This is a genomic window from Dechloromonas denitrificans, assembly GCF_020510665.1.
Lineage (GTDB): Bacteria > Pseudomonadota > Gammaproteobacteria > Burkholderiales > Rhodocyclaceae > Azonexus > Azonexus denitrificans_B.
Map to the genome: position 1 here is coordinate 2735001 of NZ_CP075187.1, position 18968 is coordinate 2753968.

16 protein-coding genes and 1 rRNA gene (1 of these 17 only partly in view) are annotated in these 18968 nt (G+C 58.2%); 10 read left to right on the forward strand and 7 right to left on the reverse strand.

The genetic code is table 11. The annotated features are described in order from the left end of the window. Window positions 1-1106, reverse strand: a 16S ribosomal RNA gene (locus tag KI614_RS12930); it reaches 432 nt to the left of the window's first position. Window positions 1107-1157: 51 nt separating this feature from the next. Between KI614_RS12930 and KI614_RS12935 the strand changes: the two genes are divergently transcribed. Further along, window positions 1158-1499 (forward strand): hypothetical protein, encoded by a 342-nt coding sequence (locus KI614_RS12935; RefSeq protein ID WP_226406098.1) that lies wholly within the window; start codon window positions 1158-1160, stop codon window positions 1497-1499. Window positions 1500-1571: 72 nt separating this feature from the next. Next, window positions 1572-2216, forward strand: coding sequence for a prepilin-type N-terminal cleavage/methylation domain-containing protein (locus tag KI614_RS12940; protein WP_226406099.1), 645 nt, complete (start codon window positions 1572-1574; stop codon window positions 2214-2216). A gap of 26 nt (window positions 2217-2242) precedes the next feature. On the opposite strand, the gene KI614_RS12945 is transcribed toward KI614_RS12940, so the two are convergent. After that, window positions 2243-4195 carry a monovalent cation:proton antiporter-2 (CPA2) family protein gene (locus KI614_RS12945; RefSeq protein WP_226406100.1) on the reverse strand — a complete coding sequence of 651 codons (1953 nt, stop codon included), beginning with the start codon at window positions 4193-4195 and terminating at the stop codon, window positions 2243-2245. 52 nt (window positions 4196-4247) lie between these two features. Between KI614_RS12945 and KI614_RS12950 the strand changes: the two genes are divergently transcribed. The 6 genes from KI614_RS12950 to KI614_RS12975 all read left to right on the forward strand — a co-directional run bounded on the left by KI614_RS12950 (window position 4248) and on the right by KI614_RS12975 (window position 8399). Beyond that, window positions 4248-5246 (forward strand): KpsF/GutQ family sugar-phosphate isomerase, encoded by a 999-nt coding sequence (locus tag KI614_RS12950; RefSeq protein WP_226406101.1) that lies wholly within the window; start codon window positions 4248-4250, stop codon window positions 5244-5246. After that, window positions 5246-5767, forward strand: coding sequence for a KdsC family phosphatase (locus tag KI614_RS12955; RefSeq protein ID WP_226406102.1), 522 nt, complete (start codon window positions 5246-5248; stop codon window positions 5765-5767). The genes KI614_RS12950 and KI614_RS12955 overlap by 1 nt, the downstream gene beginning before the upstream one ends. Next, entirely contained in the window at window positions 5764-6345 is a 582-nt protein-coding gene (lptC, locus tag KI614_RS12960) for an LPS export ABC transporter periplasmic protein LptC (RefSeq protein ID WP_226406103.1), read from the forward strand. Before KI614_RS12955 ends, lptC begins: the two co-directional genes overlap by 4 nt. Then, window positions 6342-6947 (forward strand): lipopolysaccharide transport periplasmic protein LptA, encoded by a 606-nt coding sequence (lptA, locus tag KI614_RS12965; protein ID WP_226406104.1) that lies wholly within the window; start codon window positions 6342-6344, stop codon window positions 6945-6947. Before lptC ends, lptA begins: the two co-directional genes overlap by 4 nt. Before the next feature lie 241 nt (window positions 6948-7188). Beyond that, on the forward strand, window positions 7189-7743 hold the full coding sequence (locus KI614_RS12970; RefSeq protein ID WP_203467452.1) for a phasin family protein: 555 nt from the start codon (window positions 7189-7191) through the stop codon (window positions 7741-7743). A gap of 71 nt (window positions 7744-7814) precedes the next feature. Further along, window positions 7815-8399, forward strand: coding sequence for a phasin family protein (locus KI614_RS12975; RefSeq protein ID WP_226406105.1), 585 nt, complete (start codon window positions 7815-7817; stop codon window positions 8397-8399). A 70-nt stretch (window positions 8400-8469) separates the two neighbouring features. Here the strand turns inward: KI614_RS12975 and KI614_RS12980 are convergent, their stop codons facing one another. The 5 genes from KI614_RS12980 to crcB all read right to left on the reverse strand — a co-directional run bounded on the left by KI614_RS12980 (window position 8470) and on the right by crcB (window position 14666). Further along, window positions 8470-9234 carry a competence/damage-inducible protein A gene (locus KI614_RS12980; protein WP_226406106.1) on the reverse strand — a complete coding sequence of 255 codons (765 nt, stop codon included), beginning with the start codon at window positions 9232-9234 and terminating at the stop codon, window positions 8470-8472. Next, a complete protein-coding gene (locus tag KI614_RS12985) occupies window positions 9231-9965 on the reverse strand; it encodes an EI24 domain-containing protein (RefSeq protein ID WP_226406107.1) in 735 nt (244 codons plus the stop codon). The genes KI614_RS12980 and KI614_RS12985 overlap by 4 nt, the downstream gene beginning before the upstream one ends. Then, window positions 9958-13794 carry an ATP-dependent RNA helicase HrpA gene (gene hrpA, locus KI614_RS12990; RefSeq protein WP_226409351.1) on the reverse strand — a complete coding sequence of 1279 codons (3837 nt, stop codon included), beginning with the start codon at window positions 13792-13794 and terminating at the stop codon, window positions 9958-9960. Before hrpA ends, KI614_RS12985 begins: the two co-directional genes overlap by 8 nt. A 199-nt stretch (window positions 13795-13993) precedes the next feature. Further along, a complete protein-coding gene (locus KI614_RS12995) occupies window positions 13994-14203 on the reverse strand; it encodes a hypothetical protein (protein WP_203469434.1) in 210 nt (69 codons plus the stop codon). Between the two features lie 73 nt (window positions 14204-14276). Continuing rightward, window positions 14277-14666, reverse strand: a complete 390-nt coding sequence (crcB, locus tag KI614_RS13000) for a fluoride efflux transporter CrcB (RefSeq protein WP_226406108.1) — start codon at window positions 14664-14666, stop codon at window positions 14277-14279. Window positions 14667-14782: 116 nt separating this feature from the next. Between crcB and KI614_RS13005 the strand changes: the two genes are divergently transcribed. Together KI614_RS13005 and KI614_RS13010 are read left to right on the forward strand one after the other, a co-directional pair. After that, window positions 14783-17062 carry a putative bifunctional diguanylate cyclase/phosphodiesterase gene (locus KI614_RS13005; protein ID WP_226406109.1) on the forward strand — a complete coding sequence of 760 codons (2280 nt, stop codon included), beginning with the start codon at window positions 14783-14785 and terminating at the stop codon, window positions 17060-17062. Window positions 17063-17133: 71 nt separating this feature from the next. After that, a complete protein-coding gene (locus KI614_RS13010) occupies window positions 17134-18960 on the forward strand; it encodes a glutamine--tRNA ligase/YqeY domain fusion protein (RefSeq protein ID WP_226406110.1) in 1827 nt (608 codons plus the stop codon). Window positions 18961-18968 lie beyond the last annotated feature (8 nt).

Genomic DNA, 18968 nt, shown 5'->3' on the forward strand with positions numbered 1-18968 from the left:
GCGCTCGTTGCGGGACTTAACCCAACATCTCACGACACGAGCTGACGACAGCCATGCAGCACCTGTGTTCCAGCTCCCTTTCGGGCACACCCAAATCTCTTCGGGCTTCTGGACATGTCAAGGGTAGGTAAGGTTTTTCGCGTTGCATCGAATTAATCCACATCATCCACCGCTTGTGCGGGTCCCCGTCAATTCCTTTGAGTTTTAACCTTGCGGCCGTACTCCCCAGGCGGTCAACTTCACGCGTTAGCTCCGGTACTAAATGGTTTTACCCACCCAACACCTAGTTGACATCGTTTAGGGCGTGGACTACCAGGGTATCTAATCCTGTTTGCTCCCCACGCTTTCGTGCATGAGCGTCAGTATCGACCCAGGGGGCTGCCTTCGCCATTGGTGTTCCTCCACATCTCTACGCATTTCACTGCTACACGTGGAATTCCACCCCCCTCTGCCGTACTCTAGCCTTCCAGTCACAAGCGCAGTTCCCAGGTTGAGCCCGGGGATTTCACGCCTGTCTTAAAAAACCGCCTGCGCACGCTTTACGCCCAGTAATTCCGATTAACGCTCGCACCCTACGTATTACCGCGGCTGCTGGCACGTAGTTAGCCGGTGCTTCTTATTCCGGTACCATCATCCACACAGGGTATTAGCCCATGCGATTTTTTCCCGGCCGAAAGAGCTTTACAACCCGAAGGCCTTCTTCACTCACGCGGCATGGCTGGATCAGGGTTGCCCCCATTGTCCAAAATTCCCCACTGCTGCCTCCCGTAGGAGTCTGGACCGTGTCTCAGTTCCAGTGTGGCGGATCATCCTCTCAGACCCGCTACAGATCGTCGCCTTGGTGAGCCTTTACCTCACCAACTAGCTAATCTGATATCAGCCGCTCAATCAGCGCAAGGCCCGAAGGTCCCCTGCTTTCCTGCTCACAGAATATGCGGTATTAGCGTAACTTTCGCTACGTTATCCCCCACTGAAAGGTACGTTCCGATACATTACTCACCCGTTCGCCACTCGTCAGCGGAGCAAGCTCCCTGTTACCGTTCGACTTGCATGTGTAAGGCATGCCGCCAGCGTTCAATCTGAGCCAGGATCAAACTCTTCAGTTCAATCCAAAACACTCGCAATTCACTGACGGTAGAATTTTTACTCCTACCTCGATGGATCTCTCCATCCGTGTGATTGCCTTAATACTTTTTGCGACTTGCGTCGCTTCGCATCAAGGCACCCACACCTATCGGTTGTTCAAATTTTTAAAGATCGCTACCGCGCCGTTTCTTTCGATTCGTCTGCAGCAGAGAAGCGAGATTATGAAGCACTTCCTACATCTCGTCAAGCACTTTCTCACTTCTTTTTTCCTACCAACTTCTCCTTCCCTTCCGCCGGAAACCCCGGCAGCAGCGAAGAGGGCGAATTATATACACACCAAAATCGCAGTCAAGCAGTTCGTCGATTTTTTTCCATTCGAATCCAAACACCAACAAAAAGCACCAGCCGCCTAAAAATGATAAATGGGTATATTATGCAAACGGCAATTTTGCCGTTGTTCGATATAACCTGTAATGGAGAAATCAATGACACAAAATCAACGCGGGTTCACGCTTGTAGAAATAGCCATCGTCCTGATCATCATCGGGCTACTGCTGGGAGGCGCCCTCAAGGGGCAGGAGCTCATCACGCAGGCACGCATCAAAAGTGTAGCCGCCGACTTCAGCAACATCACGGTTGCAATCTATGGCTATCAGGATCGTTACAGAAAATTGCCCGGAGACGATGATCTCGCTGATAGTCGCTGGACCAGCCCTCAGGCTGGCAAGGGCAACGGAAATGGTTCCCTGGATGATGGGAGCGTGGCATCCATTCTGAATTGCGCCGCGGACACGGCCAAAGACTCCGAAAACTGCAAACTTTGGCAGCATCTTCGCCTCTCCGGATTCGTTGCCGGCGACCCCAGCAGCAAAATTGCGCCGCAAAATTCGGCAGGTGGCCTCTTGCAGGTACAGAATGGCGCCTTGGGCAATAACGGGCTGACCATTTGTTCCAGCGGCTTATCCGGAAAAATTGCCGGGGCGATAGACACCCTGCTCGACGATGGCAAACCTGGCACCGGTGCAGTTCGTGGGTCAGACAAAGCTGCCGAGCTCAGTACAAAACTGGCAGACTCAGCCGTATATAGCGAAGACAGTACTGCGGTCTACGTTGTTTGCAAGTCACTTTAATAAAGCGAATCCCGCCACGGCGGGTTTTACTTTTGCAGCAAACGCTGCTCAGCGGCAGAAACAGCCTCGGGATCACCAAGAACAACAACGACATCCCCGACCTCCAAGCGCGTCTCGGGCGCCGGCTCGACTGCACGAATTCCCCGGCGACGAATTGCACTGACCTCGCAGCCAAAACTTTCCATATCAAGCTGCGCCAATGTCTGGCCTATCCCTGCCGCGCCGGGAGCAAGCCATACTGAATGGAGCCGGGACTGGTACTCATCATCCTCATCACTGTCAGAGAGGCCATGGAAAAATCCGCGCAGCAAACGATAGCGCTGGGTTCTGGCCTGACGAATACGCTTCAGCACCCGATTGATTGGCACGCCAACCAACACCAAGGCATGTGAGGCCAACATCAGACTGGCCTCCAGCGTCTCGGGAACAACCTCTGCAGCCCCGGCCTTTGACAACCGGGAGAGGTCGCGCTCATCCGACGTGCGCACCACGACAGGCAGATCGGGACGCAACTCCTGTACATGGTGCAAGATTTTTTCCGCCAGAGGCGTATCGTTGATCGTGATAATGACAACGCTCGCACGCATCAAACCAGCCGCCATCAGCGACTCTTTCCGTCCCGAATCACCAAACACAACACTCTCGCCGCCAGCCGATGCTTCCCTGACGCGATCGGGGTCAAGATCGAGCGCTATATAGTTGACACCCTCCTGCCCGAGAAAGCGGGCCAGGTATTGGCCGTTTCTGCCAAACCCACACAAGATCGCATGCTTTTCGGCGCCCATCGACTGAGCAGCGATTCGCGTCAGTTGCATCGAGCGCAATAACCACTCGCTGGCCACAAAGCGCATCACCAGTTTTTCACTGTATTGAACAATAAATGGCGCAACCAGCATCGACAAAACCAGAACAGTCAGCGCAATCTGCTCGACCGATTTGGGCAGATGCATAATTTCACCGAGCAGCACAAAGCCAAATTCCCCACCCGCACAAAGCCATAGCGCCGAGCGGATCGCATTGCCTGGAGATGCACCAAGACGCCAGGACAAAACCCCGACCATCAAACTCTTCACAATCAATAGCGCGGCCAGCGCGAGGAGTATTTGCCACCAAAGACCGAGCAGAATACTCAAGTCGAGCTTGACGCCGATCGTGACGAAGAAGAGGCCCATCAGCACGTCGCGGAAGGACTTGATGTCCTCTTCCACCTGCAAGCGGAATTCAGTTTCCGAAATCAGCATCCCGGCCACAAAAGCGCCCAATGCGAGGGAAAGACCGGCCAGCTCTGTTACATAAGCCAGCCCCAGCGTAATCAACAAAACATTCAGCACAAACACTTCGGAAGACTTTGCCCTAGCCACAAAATGAAACCACTTGCGCATCAGTTTCTGACCAAAGACCAGAATGACCGCCAAGACAACAATCGCCTTGAGCAATGCAACGCCCAGCATCATCGCCAGCTTTTCCGGCGGCTGGCTCAAAGAGGGAATCAAGACCAACAAGGGAACGACGGCAAGATCCTGAAAGAGCAGAACCCCCATCACTTCACGCCCATGAGCCGAATCAAGCTGCATGCGCTCGGCCAGCAACTTGGTCAGCACCGCCGTCGACGACATCGCGAAGACACCGCCCAGCGCGACACCGAGCTGCCAGCTCAAACCAAAGGAAATAACGATGCCGCCAATCAGCGCCACCGAGAGCAGAACCTGCAGCAGCCCCAAGCCAAACACAATGCGCTTCATGGCATAAAGCTTAGGCAGCGAGAACTCCAGGCCGATCGAGAACATCAGAAAGACGACACCGAACTCGGCAAGGTACTGCGCCCGCGTAACATCTTCCATCAAGTTCAGCGCATGCGGGCCGATCAGACTGCCAACAAGAAGATAGCCAAGCACCGGCGGCAGGTTAAAACGGCGAAATATCACCACGGCGAGCACCGAAGCGCCTAATAGCAGAAGGACGAGGGAGAGTGCGCTCAAGGCCGTTTCACGAAGTCAGGTATACTTCGGCCATCATAACCGCAGCCAGCTCATGAACCCAAGCCAAAATCTCCCTCATTTTTCGTCGGAACGCGCTCTGGCTCTGGGTCGGCAAACCCTGAGCATTGAAGCTGCTGCGGTCGACGCATTAATTAACAGAATTAACGACGACTTTGCTCAGGCGGTCGAATTGATTCTGAACAGCCATGGCCGCGTCATTGTCAGCGGCATGGGCAAATCAGGGCATATAGCCCGCAAGATTGCAGCAACCATGGCCAGCACCGGCACCCCGGCCTACTTCGTGCACCCAGCTGAGGCCAGCCATGGCGACTTGGGCATGATTACGCGTGACGATGTCCTGCTGGCCCTATCCAACTCCGGTGAATCGGAAGAATTGCTGCGTATCGTCCCCCAGATCAAGCGTCAGGGCGCAAAACTGATTTCAATGACGGGCGTAGCAACATCGACGCTCGCCCGCGAGGCTGACATCCACCTTGATGCCGGCGTTACCCAGGAAGCCTGCCCGCACAACCTGGCACCCACCGCCAGCACGACAGCTGCGCTTGCACTGGGCGATGCCCTAGCCGTAGCGCTTCTCGATGCGCGCGGCTTCAGCCCGGACGACTTTGCCCGCTCCCACCCCGGCGGCTCTCTCGGGCGCCGCCTGCTGACACATGTTCGCGATGTCATGCGTTCCGGCCAGCAAGTCCCGGCGGTATCACCTGAAACAGACATCACCGATGCAATCATTGCAATGTCCCGCGGTGGACTCGGCCTGGTGGCGATTACCGATGAACAGCAAACCATTCTCGGCATTTTCACCGATGGTGATTTGCGCCGAGCCTTTGAAAAGCGCATCGAATTACAGCAAGCGCCCATTTCGACCATCATGCACCGCACCCCCAGAACCATCGGGCCGGATCGACTGGCCGTCGAAGCCGTCGAAATGATGGAACGCCTGCGGATCAATGCACTGCTTGTCGCCGACGCTGAAAATCGCTTGCAAGGCGCACTCAACATGCATGACCTTTTTACTGCGAAAGTTATTTAATGGATGCCAACACCCGCGCCGCATCAATCCGGCTGATTGCTTTCGACATTGATGGCGTCATGACCGATGGCGGCCTGCACTACGACGACCATGGTGGAGAACTCAAAACATTCAACGTTCAGGATGGCCTGGGCATCAAGCTGTTGCAGCGCCTCGGCTTTCACGTCGCCATTGTGACCGGAAGAACCTCGGGCGTAGTGGCCTGCCGCGCAGCCGACCTGGGAATCGAGCACGTCCATCAAGGCGTATCGAACAAAAAAGCCACGGTCGACAGCCTGCGGCAGCAACTTTCACTCGAATGGTCGGAATGCGCGTTCATGGGTGATGACCTGATCGACCTCGCAGTCATGACCCAGTCGGGCCTGGCCATCGCCCCTGCCAATGCTCGCCCGATCGTCCAGCGCCACGCCCATGTCACCACCCGGGCCGCAGGTGGTCACGGCGCCGTACGTGAAGCCATCGAACTCATTCTTGCCGCGCAAGACAAACTCGATATCGCCTTCGCCCCCTACCTTCCATGAAACACTGGCCCAGCCAACTTTTCCCGATCATCCTGCTGGCCTTGCTGGCAGCGCTCAGTTTCTGGCTGCAGAAAACGGTCGACCAGGAAGAGCCGCGACATGACAGCAAGCTGCGCCACGACCCAGATGCCATTGCCGAAAACTTCATTGCGCGCCGCTTCAACGAGGACGGACAGGTTAAATATCGCCTGACCGCTCCCTACCTGGTGCACTACCCGGACGATGACAGCTCCGAGCTCAAATCGCCGGTTTTGACCAGTTACCGCCCCGAGGCGCCACCGGTCACCGTATCCAGCAAGAATGGCAAGGTCACCTCGAAGGGGGAAACCGTTTACCTGTGGGATGACGTCATCCTCACCCGGGCCGCCACACCAACCCGCCCGGAAATGATGGCACGCATGCCAGACCTGACCGCCAAACCGGACGCCGGTACCGCCTTTACGAACAATGCCGTTGAAATCACCCAGGGCCAATCCTGGGTCAAGGGTATTGGTGCCAACCTTGACAACAATAATGCCACTCTTGTGCTGCAATCACAGGTAACCGGCCTTTATATCCGACCCAAGGCTTTGAAATGATCCTTCGCATCGCCACCACCCTCACCCTCTGCGCCCTTGTTGCGCCACACGCACTTGCCGAAAGAGCCGACCGCGACAAACCCATGCAACTGGAGGCCAACAGGATTTCGATTGACGACGCCAAAAAGATCCAGATTCTCGAAGGCGACGTCATCATCACCAAAGGCACGATGATTCTCAAAGCAGATCGCGTCGTCGTCACCGAAGATAAATATGGCTTCCAGAAAGGAACCGCTTTTTCGGGCAAGGACGGCCTCGCACGCTTCCGCCAAAAACGCGAAGGCAAGGAAGAGTACGTCGACGGAGAAGCCGAACGCATCGAATACGACACCAACAAGGAAGTCGCCGAACTGTTTCATCGCGCCTGGGTCAGGAGCGGCGAAGACCAGGTCAAGGGCGACTACATCTGGTACGACGCAGTTAGTGAAAAATACTTGGTGACAGCCGGCGAATCATCCAATCCGAAAGGCCCGCCGGCTCGCGTTCGCGCCGTTATTCAACCGAAAAGCAAAGGCACCCAGCCGGAAACAAACACCAGCCGTGGCGACCGCCTTGAGCTGAAAGGCGCCGGCGGACTGCAAGCTGCCCCCATCCGCGAATGAGCAACAAAACCAGTAGTGGTGCAACGCAAAACAACACCTGAAATACAGTTTTAAAAACCAATGTAGCACGTTGTTTATTAGGCAGAAATGCAAAAATTGTGCAGTGCACAAATCAAGGGTTGACATTGTAGTATTCACGCCTATAATTATGGACATGGTGCGGTGCAACATCGCTTTAACAAAGTGCGCTGCGACAGCTTTCTGACTGTTTTGCATGACCTTTAATTTTAGGAGATTCACTATGTTCAAGACCCCTGAGCAATTCGCTTCCGCCAACAAGGCAACCGTTGACTCCCTGCTGTCCCTGGCTAACACCGCCCTGGCATCTGCCGAGCGCATCGCTGCCCTGAACCTGAACACCGCCCGTTCGCTGGTCGAAGACTCTGTCTCCGGCGCCAAGGCCCTGATGGGTGCCAAGGACGTTCAGGAAGCCCTGTCGATCCAGGCTTCCCTGGCCCAGCCGAATGTCGAGAAGGCTGTCGCCTACTCCCGTTCCGTGTATGAAATCTCCGCTCAGACCCAGGAAGAAGTTTCCAAGATGGTTGAGTCCCAGTTCGGCGATTTCCAGAAGACCGTTGCCGGCCTGCTGGATCAAGCTGCCAAGTCCGCTCCGGCTGGTTCCGACGTTGCCGTTGCTGCCGTCAAGAGCGCAATCGCTGCCGCCAACTCCGCCTTCGACAACATGAACAAGGCTGCCAAGCAAGTTGCTGAAATCGCTGAAGCCAATGTTGCTGCTGCTACCAACGCAACCGTCAAGGCTGTTGGCGCTTCCGCCGCTGCTTCCAAGAAGAAGTAATCAGCTTCAAAAAGCCCCCGTGAAAGCGGGGGCTTTGTTTCATCCACACCCACCAAAACAGACTGGAGAAGATGATGAGCAATCCGAATATCGAACAACTGACCGCCGCCCAAAAAGCCAACGCCGAAGTCATGATGGCCCTGTTGCGCACCGCCTTCAACGGCGTCGAGCGCCTGACCGCCCTGAACATGGCTGCCTCCCGCGAGTTTTTCAACAACACCGTGGCCAGCACCCAGCAACTGATGGCTGCCAAGGATGTTAACGAAATCGCCAAGCTCAACACGACTCTCGCCCAGCCTGGCGCAGAGAAGTGGATGGACTATTCGCGCAATGTGTATGAACTGGTTTCCGAAATGCAGAAGGAAGTGACTTCCGTCATGGAAGCCCAGTACAGCAGCTTCACCAAGAACGCCACCAGCGCAGTTGAAAAGGCCAAGACCTCCGCACCGGTCGGTGGCGACGTGTTTGCCGCCACGATGCAGTCGATGCTGAATGCCTCGACCAAGGCTTTCGACAATATGACCGGCATGGCCAAGCAATTGTCCGACATCGCCGAAGCCAACCTGCAAGCCGCAGGCAAGACCGTCGTTGCCAAGCCGGCAGCCAAGGCCGTCAGCGCAACTACCGCCGCAGCCCGCAAGACCGCCGCCAAGTAATCCGGCGCTTCTGCTGCACAATGAAAAGCCCGCAAATTGCGGGCTTTTTCACGTCGACCGCAAGATTCGTCTACGGCCGCCAGACCCAATCAATCTTGCGCGCTTCGATTTCTTGACGAATTTCCTGCATGGCTTGATCGACCAACAGCGGCGCTCCTTCCACCCCGAGTTCAAGATGCTTGCGCTCCTTGCCGATCAGGGAGGGGAGTGAAAACAGGCGCAGCGTCGGGTAATCCTTGACGATACGTTCCATCAGGTCGAGCAATGCACTTTCGTAGGCATTCGGGCCGGTCAGCAAGAAAGCCTTTTCGACCTTGCTGTCGACCGGCTTGAACAGATCGGCATAGAAGGTATCGAGCGCCCATTCGATCATCGGATGAGCCATTTGCGGAAAACCCGGTACGAAATAATGGTCGTTGGCCATGAAGCCGGGAATCCGGTTGAACGGATTGGGCACGATTTGAACCCCTGCCGGGAAAGTCACCAGTTGCTTGCGCTGCTCGGTAATTTCTTCATTGGCGAAGCGTACCTTGATTTCCTCGAAGCCGACGGGATGCAGCGCCAACCCGACGCCCAGCGCTGCCGCAACCGCCTGACGCGTGTGATCGTCCGGCGTATTACCGATGCCGCCACAGGAAAACACCACATCACCCGCGGCCATCGTGCGACGGAAGGTCGCCGCCAGACGCTGGCGATCGTCGCCCAGGTACTCAACCCAGCTCAAGCTCAGGCCACGCGCGCCGAGCATTTCAGCAATCCTGGCGAAATGCTTGTCCTGGCGTTTGCCGGACAGTATTTCATCGCCGACGATAACCGCGCCAAAAGTACGACTCATATCCGTTCTCCAACGATAGTGACCAATGCCCCGGCACGCGTCCGGCGCAGGGACTCCAAACCATAATGAATGAATGAAAGTGCGGCCAACGCCGGCACCAGCAGGCCGACCACCGGCAAGTGCGCCAAAAGCGCCATGCTCAAGCCGAGCATGAACATCGGCCCCTTGCCTTGAGCCCGAAGAACATCCCACTCCGCATCCGTCGCATGCATCGACAAGGCGTCATAGGCAAAGGTCCGGTGATTCAGCCAGGCCATCAGCAACATCGGGACGATCAGCGAAAAACCGGGCACCAGCCAGAGCGGCAAAGTCACCAACCAGCCACCGACGAACAAAATTGATGCCCAGATGCTGTTGACCGCGGCAGCGACGAAACTGTCGCGCCCCATCGGCGCCACATCCTGATATTCGGATTGCGCCAGGTGCTTGAGCATCAATGGCAGGATCAGGAGGGCGGCAAGCAGCGAGGCCGTCAGGTAGGCGACAGCAAAAATCGCCATCCAGCCGCCCAGATAGGCGAGGATATGCGCCAGCCAGAGCAGCCCCCAGCCGACCAGAAAAGTCATCGGCGGGTAGGCCATCATCTGCTCGACCAGCGCCCCCAGCCCCCAGACGGCCAGACCGATCGACAACACGAGCGAAAACAGGGCCGGCAGCAGCACATACGCCCAGATCTTCCCCTGACGCAGGCTGGCCAGCGTACGCATCAAGGCGAGCATCACCTCAGCCATGCTGAATTCCTTCCCATTGTTTCTGCAGGCGCTTGGTCGACACCGGCACCGGCGTCCGCAACTCCTGGGCAAACAGGCTGATCCGCAACTCTTCCATCAACCAGCGGAACTGCTCGATCTGCGGATCGCTGGTTCCCTGCTTGGCGAGTTGCAGAAAGCGCCGTTCGTAATTGGTCCACAAGGGTGCGTATTCAGCCATCAAACGGGCATCGCGCGCCGGATCAGCCTTCAGTTTGTCGAGCCGGACCTGAATCCCCTTGAGATAACGCGGATAGTGCTGCAACCGCTCGAATGGCGTTTCGATGATGAAGCGCTTGCCGAGCAGGCGTTTCAGTTGTGCATCGATATCCTGCGTCGCAGCAGCATGCGCCTTGAAAGCCGGGAGTTTTTTGCTGACCGCCTGCCATTCAGTGAGCACGGCACCGACCATGCGACAGACTTCCTGCATGATCAGCCCGAGCCGCGCCTTGGCCTCGGCACAGCGCGCCTTAAAGGCAGCGGCATCGGCCGGCAAAGGCTCGCTCAAGCAGGCGCGCTCGAAGGTCTGATCGACAATCTGACGCTTCAATTCCTCAGTCGTGCCCAGTGCCATATATTGCATACCCATCTGGGTCAGGCCCGGCACGTTTTTGTCGAAGTATTTCACCTGTTCACGGAACTGCAGCATGAACAGGCGGAGCAGGCCGGCACGATGCGCCTCGGCGGCCTCCTCGGCCGAATCGAAAACTTTCAGGCTAACCGTCTCGCCATCATCGGTCAGGCCCGGATAGCCGAGCACAGTCTGGCCGGCAACCGGCACCTCCATCAACTCCGGCAACTCGCCGAAGGTCCAGTCGGTCAGCTTGGTGTATTCCGAGGGTGTTTCATGCAACTCGGCGAACTCCTGCTTCGCCTCACGCCCCCAGTCGGCCCGCAACTGGACCAGGCTGCGCCCCATGTCGAGCTGCCGGCCATGCTCGTCGAGCAACTTGTAGTTCATCGAAAAATGCAGCGGCAAGGCATCCGGCCGGAAAGCATCCGGCGTTACCGCCCAACCGCGTGCGTTCAGGCCGCGCGCCGTCAAAATGTAATCGATCAACGGGGCGATCAGGCCCTGATTCATCTTGCGATCATCGTTTGCCACGGTCGACATGAATTCTTCGACAAATTCCGGCACCGGTACCAGCTTGGCGCGGATACGTTGCGGCAGCGTCTTGATCAACTGAACCAGCTTTTCCTTGAGCAAGCCGGGCACCAGCCACTCCATGCGCAGCACCGGAATCTGGTTGAGTTGCGCCAGTGGCAACGCCAAAGTCACGCCATCTCGCGGCGAACCGGGCTCAAAATGGTAGGTGAGCGCATACTCCGCCCCGCCGACTTTGAGGTGATGCGGGAAGGCTTCGGTCGTCACGCCAGCCGCCGAGTGACGCATCAGATCATCCTTGGCCAGGAACAGCAGCTTAGGATTGTCGCGCTCGGCTTCCTTGCGCCAGTGATCGAAGGTGGCGCCGTTGTGAATGCCTTCGGGCAGCAGGTGGTCGTAGAAAGCGTAGATCAGCTCGTCATCGACCAGCACATCCTGGCGCCGCTGCTTGTGTTCGAGATGTTCGATCTCGCGGATCAGTTTCTGGTTATGCTGAAAGAACGGCCAGCGCTTGGCGAAGGCATCGTCGATTTCTTCACCGACCAGGCCCTGGCGGATGAAGATTTCACGCCCTTCGGACGGCGCCATCGGGCCGTAATGGACCCGCCGCTTGGGATTGATCACCACGCCGTACAGCGTCGTCCGCTCCCAGGCCGAGACCTGCATCGACTTCTTTTCCCAGTGCGGATCGAAGTAGCTGCGCTTTATCAAGTGAGCGCCTACTCTCTCCAGCCAGTCCGGTTCAATTCGAGCCACGCACCGACCGAAGAGTTTGGTCGTCTCGGTGATCTCGGCCGCCATGATCCACTTGCCGGCCTTTTTCTGCAGCGGCGACGAGGGATGGATCAGGTAGCGGATACCGCGTGCACCGAGGTAATAGCCGGACTCGTCGGACTTGCAGCCGAGGTTGCCGAGCAAGCCGGCAAGCAGCGCTTGGTGGATGGCCTCGAAGGTGCCGGGAATCTCGTTTTCCTTCCAGCCCAGTTCGCCGATCATGGCGTGCAGCTGGCCGTGCACCTCGCGCCATTCGCGCATCCGCAAGTAGGATAGGAAATGCGCGTGGCAGTTGTCGATCAACTGCTTGTTCGATTTCTTGTGCTCGACCGCATTCTGGAACCAGTTCCACAATTTCCACCAGCCGAGGAATTCCGATTTCTCGTCAGCAAACAATTTGTGTTTCTCGTCCGCCGCCTGCTGGCGCTCCTGCGGTCGCTCGCGCGGGTCCTGCGCCGACAGGCCGGCAGCAATGACCATCACTTCCTTGAGACAACCGAGATCGCGCGCCGCGACCAGCATGCGGCCGATACGCGGATCGAGCGGCAAACGGGCCAGCGCGTCACCGACCTTGGTCAGACGATTTTCATCATCGAGCGCGCCCAGTTCCTGCAGCAGCGCGTAGCCGTCGGCAATTGCCTTGGGCGGCGGTGGTTCGATGAAGGGAAAGTTCTCGACCTCAGTCAGCTTCAGCGACTTCATGCGCAAGATCACGCCGGCCAGACTGGAACGCAGGATTTCCGGATCTGTAAACGGCGGGCGGGCGTTGAAATCCAACTCGTCGTACAAGCGGATACAAACACCGGCCGCCACCCGGCCGCAACGCCCGGCCCGCTGGCGCGCCGCAGCCTGCGAAATGCGCTCGATCTGCAACTGTTCGACCTTGTTGCGATACGAGTAACGCTTGACCCGGGCCAGGCCGCTATCCACCACGTAGCGAATGCCCGGCACGGTGAGCGAGGTTTCAGCCACATTGGTCGCCAGCACGATACGCCGCGCCCCGGAAGGCTTGAAAATCCGGTCCTGATCGCCGGCCGACAAGCGCGAGAAGAGCGGCAGGATTTCGGTGTGCGGCGGATGACGCTTGCGCAACGCCTCGGCGGCTTCGCGGATTTCGCGCTCGCCAGGCAGGAAGACCAGCGTATCGCCAGGGCCGAGCCGAGCCAGTTCGTCGACCGCATCGGTAATCGCCTCGTAGAGATCGCGCTCGTCGTCTTCTTTTTCCAGATCCGAAATCGGCCGATAACGGATGTCGACCGGGAAAAGCCGGCCCGACACCTCAATCACCGGCGCTCCGCTGAAGTGCTGCGAGAAACGCTCGGCGTCGATCGTCGCCGAGGTGATGATCACCTTCAGGTCGGGGCGCTTGGGCAGCAACTGTTTGAGGTAGCCGAGCAGGAAGTCGATATTCAGGCTGCGTTCGTGCGCCTCGTCGATGATGATCGTGTCGTAGGCACTGAGGTAGGGATCGGACTGCGACTCGGCGAGCAGGATGCCGTCGGTCATCAGCTTGACCCAGGATTCCGCGGTCGACCGGTCCTGGAAGCGGATTTTGACGCCGACACCGGTGCCGACCTGGGTTTTCAATTCCTGCGCCAGACGCGTTGCGACCGAACGCGCCGCCAGCCGGCGCGGCTGGGTGTGGCCGATCAGGCCGGCTGCACCGCGCCCGAGTTCAAGGCAGATCTTGGGCAACTGCGTCGTCTTGCCCGAACCGGTTTCACCGCAAACAATCACGACCTGGTGCTGCTTGATCAGTTCGGCAATTTCGCTGCGCCGTTCATTGACCGGCAGATCGGCCTGAAACTCCGGCTTGGGCAATGCCGCCTGGCGCTTGAGCAAGGTGGCACGCGACTTTTCAAGCAAGGCGGCAAAGTCAGCCTGCAGTTTTTCGCGCTTTTCACCCATCGACCGCAGCATGTTGCGCTGCATGCCGCGCAGGCGGCCAAAATCAGATGTCAGGCAGAGCAGGCGTTCGCCCGACTCCTGCCGTGTTTTCCCATGCTCGTTGTGTTTGGCCATTACCTGGAATGCGCTCACCGGCACATTCAATTCCTGCAAAAGTTAAGCCGCGAATTTTGCAGGAAAATTCCGGCTTAATCCATGTATTGAGCGGCTTACTGGAAAAAGCTCAGCCGCGCTTTTTGCCATAGGTCTTGAACACCCACTTGGCGTCACGCCCGGCACGCTCCAGCGTGCAGATTTTCGGATCATCGTCGTGCGGAGAAAAATACTCATCCTCCTGCGCCTGCATGACCATGCGAATGGCCGCTTCGTCGCTTATTTCATAGCGCTCGGTAATCTGGGTTGTAACTTCATCGAGGTGTTCCTCGTAGGTCATGGTGGCGCTCAAGCGAATATCCTTCGTCAATCAATCAAAACACCGGCCTTTGGCCGGCAAGGCAAGCAGCAGTTCAAGACCAGATGCGCGTGGCGCCAACGGTCAGCAGCCCCAGGTAGGTAGCCGTCAGCGAACCGGCCAGATGCAGGGAGGCCAGGCCGATCGCCCAGCCGGGCTGGCCCGCCAGCATGCGTTCGACCACTTCGGCAGAAAAGCTGGAGAAAGTCGTCAGACCACCGAGAAACCCGGTAATTGCAAACAGCTTCAGCGCAGGAGGCAGGCCGGAGTTGAGATGGAATACGCCCACCGCAACGCCGATCAGATAACCGCCCATCAAATTGGCCGCCAGCGTGCCCAGCGGAACGGCGACAAAGATTGGATTCAAACCCATGCCGAGCAACCAGCGCGACCACGCGCCCAATGCTGCGCCCAAACCTACCGCAAAAAATCCAGAACCTGTCATCGCGCCCCCGAAGTAGAGCCTTATTTTACCTGCGGATGACACGGCCTCTGCATCACCGACACTTCGCTCTTCTCCGCTTGCTGCTATATTGAAGTCAAACATTCGGAGAAAATGTCTTGAACGAGGGTCTCGAAGCCGGTTTCCACAAACCGCCTCCCATCATCCGCCTGCTCCTGACCGGCATGATTCTGGTCAGCCTGATCGTGACGCTGACGATCTACGAAACCTATGCCCGACGCGAACGTGCCTTCCAGGACAGCGAGCGCAACTTGGGGCTGTTGGCAACGGCGCTGGCCGAATACACCGAACGCACCTTCCAGTCGATCGACGTACTTTTACACAACATCGAAGCCGACCTCGCGCAACTCGACCTCAACACCCCCGCCGGCGTCGAAGAAGCAACGCGCATGCTGCGCCGGCGTACCGCCGATTTCCCGGCCGTCAATTCACTTAATATCGTCGGAGCGCGTGGCGAACTGCTCGCCAGCTCATTTGCCATTCCCTCGCCTCCGCCGAATTACAGCGACCGGGAATACTTCACTGATGCACGTGACGGCATCGGTGAAAACAGGGTTCGAGTCGGTCGCCCAATTTTTGGCAAGAAGACAAAACGCTGGGCCATTGCCTTCACACTGCGCCGTGAAAATCGCCGTGGTGAGTTTCGCGGCACCATTTATGCGGGGCTTGATGTCGAAAAACTCACCGACTATTACCGTAGCGCCATCCCTTTCGAAGGCGGGGCTGCCGCACTCTACCGGCTTGACGCACGTTTACTGGCGCGCTACCCGCTGGTCCCGGACGCCTTTGCCAAGGACTATTCGGACATCGACCTGTTCCGCCAGCACCAGCCCCGTGCAGCCAACGGCTTTTACCGTGCGATCAGCTCGATTGATGGCGTACCGCGCAGCGTTGCCTATCGCACGCTGCCCACGCACGGGCTGGTCATCAATGTGTCGGCCAATGAAGAAATCATCAGTGCAACCTGGCGGCGTAGCCTCTGGCTTCCGGGCACGATAGGCGTCACCGGCCTGCTGATTATCCTTGGCCTGCTGCTCGCCATCTTGCGCCAGCGACGTAACCAGAGCGCCCTGCATGAGCGTATCGCCTGGCAAGCCAGCCACGATGCCAGCACCGGCTTGCCCAACCGTTTTCTTTTCGAAGACCGTCTACACAAAGCAATGCAGGCTGCGGAACGGAAAAAACAATCGCTTGCCCTGCTGTTCATCGATCTGGACAATTTCAAGCGGATCAACGACTCGCTTGGCCACGCAACCGGCGACGAGGTTTTACGTACGGCGGCCATCTGGCTCAGGGCCTGCGTTCGCGAAAGCGACACCGTGTCACGCTTCGGCGGCGACGAGTTTGCCATCCTGCTCCCCGAGGTTGCCTCGGTCGAAGACGCGGGCGGCATTGCCGGCAAGATTCTCCAGCAATTCAACGAACCGATGCGCTTTGCCGAACGCGACATCCGCGTCACGAGCAGCATCGGCATCAGCCTTTTCCCGCAGGATGGCAGCGACCCGACCCAGTTGATGGCCAGCGCAGATGCCGCCATGTATCGAGCCAAGGAAAACGGCCGCAACCTGGCCTGCATGTATGACCAGGACCTGGCGCGACATATCCGCGAGCGCATGGAACTGGAGGACTGCCTGCAACACGCGCTGGCCAACAATGAGTTCCTGCTCGCTTTTCAGCCCATCATGGACACCCGCAGCCACCGGGTCTTTGCCGCCGAAGCCTTGTTGCGCTGGCAGCAACCCAGCCTCGGCCTGATCAGCCCGGATCGCTTCATTCCCCTGGCCGAAAGTACCGGACAGATCGAGGCCATCGGCGAATGGGTGCTGCGCGAAGCCTGTCGCCAGGCAGCGCAATGGCCGGAAAGCAACGGACACGCGGTTGCCTTGGCGGTCAATCTGTCACCGCGCCAACTGGCTCACCCCCATTTTGTCGCGACGGTGAAACAGATTCTGGATGAAACCGGCATCCCGGCCAGCCGCATCGAACTTGAAATCACGGAAAACCTGCTGATCACACCCAACACCACCGCCAGCGATAATCTTGCTGCCTTGCGCGAAATGGGACTCGGCTTGGCGATCGATGACTTCGGCACCGGCTACTCCTCGCTGTCCTACCTGTCCCGCCTGCCGGTCACCACGCTCAAGGTGGACCGCTCCTTCGTCGCTCGCCTGGAAAACAGCCCGCAAGACCTGGCACTGGCCAAAGCCATCATCATGCTGACGGAAGGGCTGGGCTTGAAAACCATCGGCGAAGGCGTCGAAACCCAGGCGCAATCAAACACGCTGCAACAACTTGGCTGCCACCTGCAGCAAGGTTACCTGTTTGCCAAGCCGCTACCGGCTGGGCAATTTATCGACTGGCTGAAAAAGCGGCGCTAAGTCCATGCTGGCCGAACGATGCGGCCGGCACAGGGTAAAATGCGCGGATTATTCTTCAGCACCACCCCGAGATGACTGCCCCCAACGACAAAGCTGCACCGGCCCCGGCCGCCAATTTCATCAAGAACATCGTCGAAGCTGACAAGGTCGGCCTAAAATATGCTGGGCGCCGATGGGCCGGCCGTCCCGGTCTCGCGACCGACCATGCGGCAGGCGAGCTTGACCCGGCAAAAACTCGCACCCGCTTCCCGCCCGAGCCGAACGGCTACCTGCATTTCGGCCACGCCAAGTCCATCCTGCTCAACTTCGGCCTCGCCGAGCAATACGATGGCCGCTGCCACCTGCGCTTCGACGACACCAATCCGGAAAAAGAAGATCAGGAATACGTCGACTCGATCATCGATGCCGTCAAATGGCTCGGTTGCTCGTGGGATAGCCCATATCCATATCCATATGATCAATCAGAATGCAACCTCTATTACGCCTCCAACTATTTCGACTGGATGCTGCAATGCGCCGAGGCCTTGATCGCCGCCGGCCATGCCTACGTCGATAGCCAGAGCGCCGACGAAATGCGCGCCAATCGCGGCACGCTGACCCAGCCCGGCAAGAACTCGCCGTTCCGCGACCGCTCGGTGGCCGAGAACATCGATCTGTTCAAGCGCATGCAGGCCGGCGAATTCGCCGACGGCGCCCACATCCTGCGCGCCAAAATCGACATGGCCGCGCCCAACATCAATCTGCGCGACCCGGCCATCTACCGCATCCGCCACGCGACGCACCACAACACCGGCGACAAGTACTGCGTGTACCCGATGTACACCTTCGCCCACCCGATCGAGGATGCGCTGGAAAACATCACCCACTCGATCTGCACGCTCGAATTCGAAGACCAGCGCCCGTTCTACGACTGGCTGCTCGGCCGTCTGGCTGAAGCCGGCCTGCTCCAGCGCCCGCTGCCGCAACAAATCGAGTTCTCGCGCCTCAACCTGACCTACGTCGTCCTTTCCAAGCGCAAGCTGATCCAGTTGGTCGATGAAAAGCACGTCGACGGCTGGGACGACCCGCGCATGCCGACCTTGGTCGGTGCCCGTCGCCGTGGTTACTCGGCCGATGGTTTCCGCCTGTTCATGGAGCGCGTCGGGGTCACCAAGAACGATTCGCTGATCGACTACGTGCTGTTCGAAGATGCGATGCGCGAAGTCATGAACGAGTCCGACCTCCGCCGCATTGCCGTGCTCGACCCGGTCAAGCTGATCATCGACAACTATCCGGAAGGCCAGGTCGAGGAGTGCTTCGCGCCCAATCACCCGCTGCATCCGGAACTCGGCCAGCGTTCGATCCCGTTCAGCCGCGAACTGTGGATCGAGGGCGAGGATTTCATGGAAGTCCCGAGCAAGGGTTTCCGCCGCCTCTTCCCGGGCAATATGGCGCGCCTGCGCTACGGTTATGTCGTCGAATGCACCGGCTGCGACAAGGATGAAAACGGCAAGGTCATCGCGGTCCACTGCAATTATTTGCCCGAAACCAAGTCCGGCACGCCGGGCGCCGACAGCGTCAAGGTCAAGGGCAATCTGCACTGGGTTTCCGTGGATCAGGCCTACGCCGCCGAAATCCGCCTCTATGAGCGTCTCTTCAAGGTACCCGCCCCCGGCGGCCGACGCGAAGGTGATGCACCCGAGCTGGAGCGCAACTTCCTCGACGACCTCAATCCGGCCTCACGCCAGACCATCACCGCCCAGCTTGAACCCTGCCTGCGCGATGCCAAGCCGGAAGAGCGCTTCCAGTTCGAACGCCACGGCTATTTCGTCGCCGACCGCGTCGATTCGCAGGATGGCCAACCGGTCTTCAACCGCGCCGTGACGCTCAAGGATTCGTGGGGCAAGGCCGGGGCCTGACCCGGCTC

Excerpts from the sequence above, each read along its gene's own strand:
- KI614_RS12950 (WP_226406101.1), top strand. The coding sequence starts at position 4,248 with ATGAACCCAAGCCAAAATCTCCCTCATTTTTCGTCGGAACGCGCTCTG.
- KI614_RS12975 (WP_226406105.1), top strand. The coding sequence starts at position 7,815 with ATGATGAGCAATCCGAATATCGAACAACTGACCGCCGCCCAAAAAGCC.
- KI614_RS12940 (WP_226406099.1), top strand. The coding sequence starts at position 1,572 with ATGACACAAAATCAACGCGGGTTCACGCTTGTAGAAATAGCCATCGTC.
- KI614_RS12955 (WP_226406102.1), top strand. The coding sequence starts at position 5,246 with ATGGATGCCAACACCCGCGCCGCATCAATCCGGCTGATTGCTTTCGAC.
- KI614_RS12980 (WP_226406106.1), bottom strand. The coding sequence starts at position 9,234 with ATGAGTCGTACTTTTGGCGCGGTTATCGTCGGCGATGAAATACTGTCC.
- hrpA (WP_226409351.1), bottom strand. The coding sequence starts at position 13,794 with ATGCAGCGCAACATGCTGCGGTCGATGGGTGAAAAGCGCGAAAAACTG.
- lptA (WP_226406104.1), top strand. The coding sequence starts at position 6,342 with ATGATCCTTCGCATCGCCACCACCCTCACCCTCTGCGCCCTTGTTGCG.
- crcB (WP_226406108.1), bottom strand. The coding sequence starts at position 14,666 with ATGACAGGTTCTGGATTTTTTGCGGTAGGTTTGGGCGCAGCATTGGGC.
- KI614_RS12970 (WP_203467452.1), top strand. The coding sequence starts at position 7,189 with ATGTTCAAGACCCCTGAGCAATTCGCTTCCGCCAACAAGGCAACCGTT.
- KI614_RS12985 (WP_226406107.1), bottom strand. The coding sequence starts at position 9,965 with ATGGCTGAGGTGATGCTCGCCTTGATGCGTACGCTGGCCAGCCTGCGT.
- KI614_RS12995 (WP_203469434.1), bottom strand. The coding sequence starts at position 14,203 with ATGACCTACGAGGAACACCTCGATGAAGTTACAACCCAGATTACCGAG.
- KI614_RS13010 (WP_226406110.1), top strand. The coding sequence starts at position 17,134 with ATGACTGCCCCCAACGACAAAGCTGCACCGGCCCCGGCCGCCAATTTC.
- KI614_RS12935 (WP_226406098.1), top strand. The coding sequence starts at position 1,158 with ATGGATCTCTCCATCCGTGTGATTGCCTTAATACTTTTTGCGACTTGC.
- lptC (WP_226406103.1), top strand. The coding sequence starts at position 5,764 with ATGAAACACTGGCCCAGCCAACTTTTCCCGATCATCCTGCTGGCCTTG.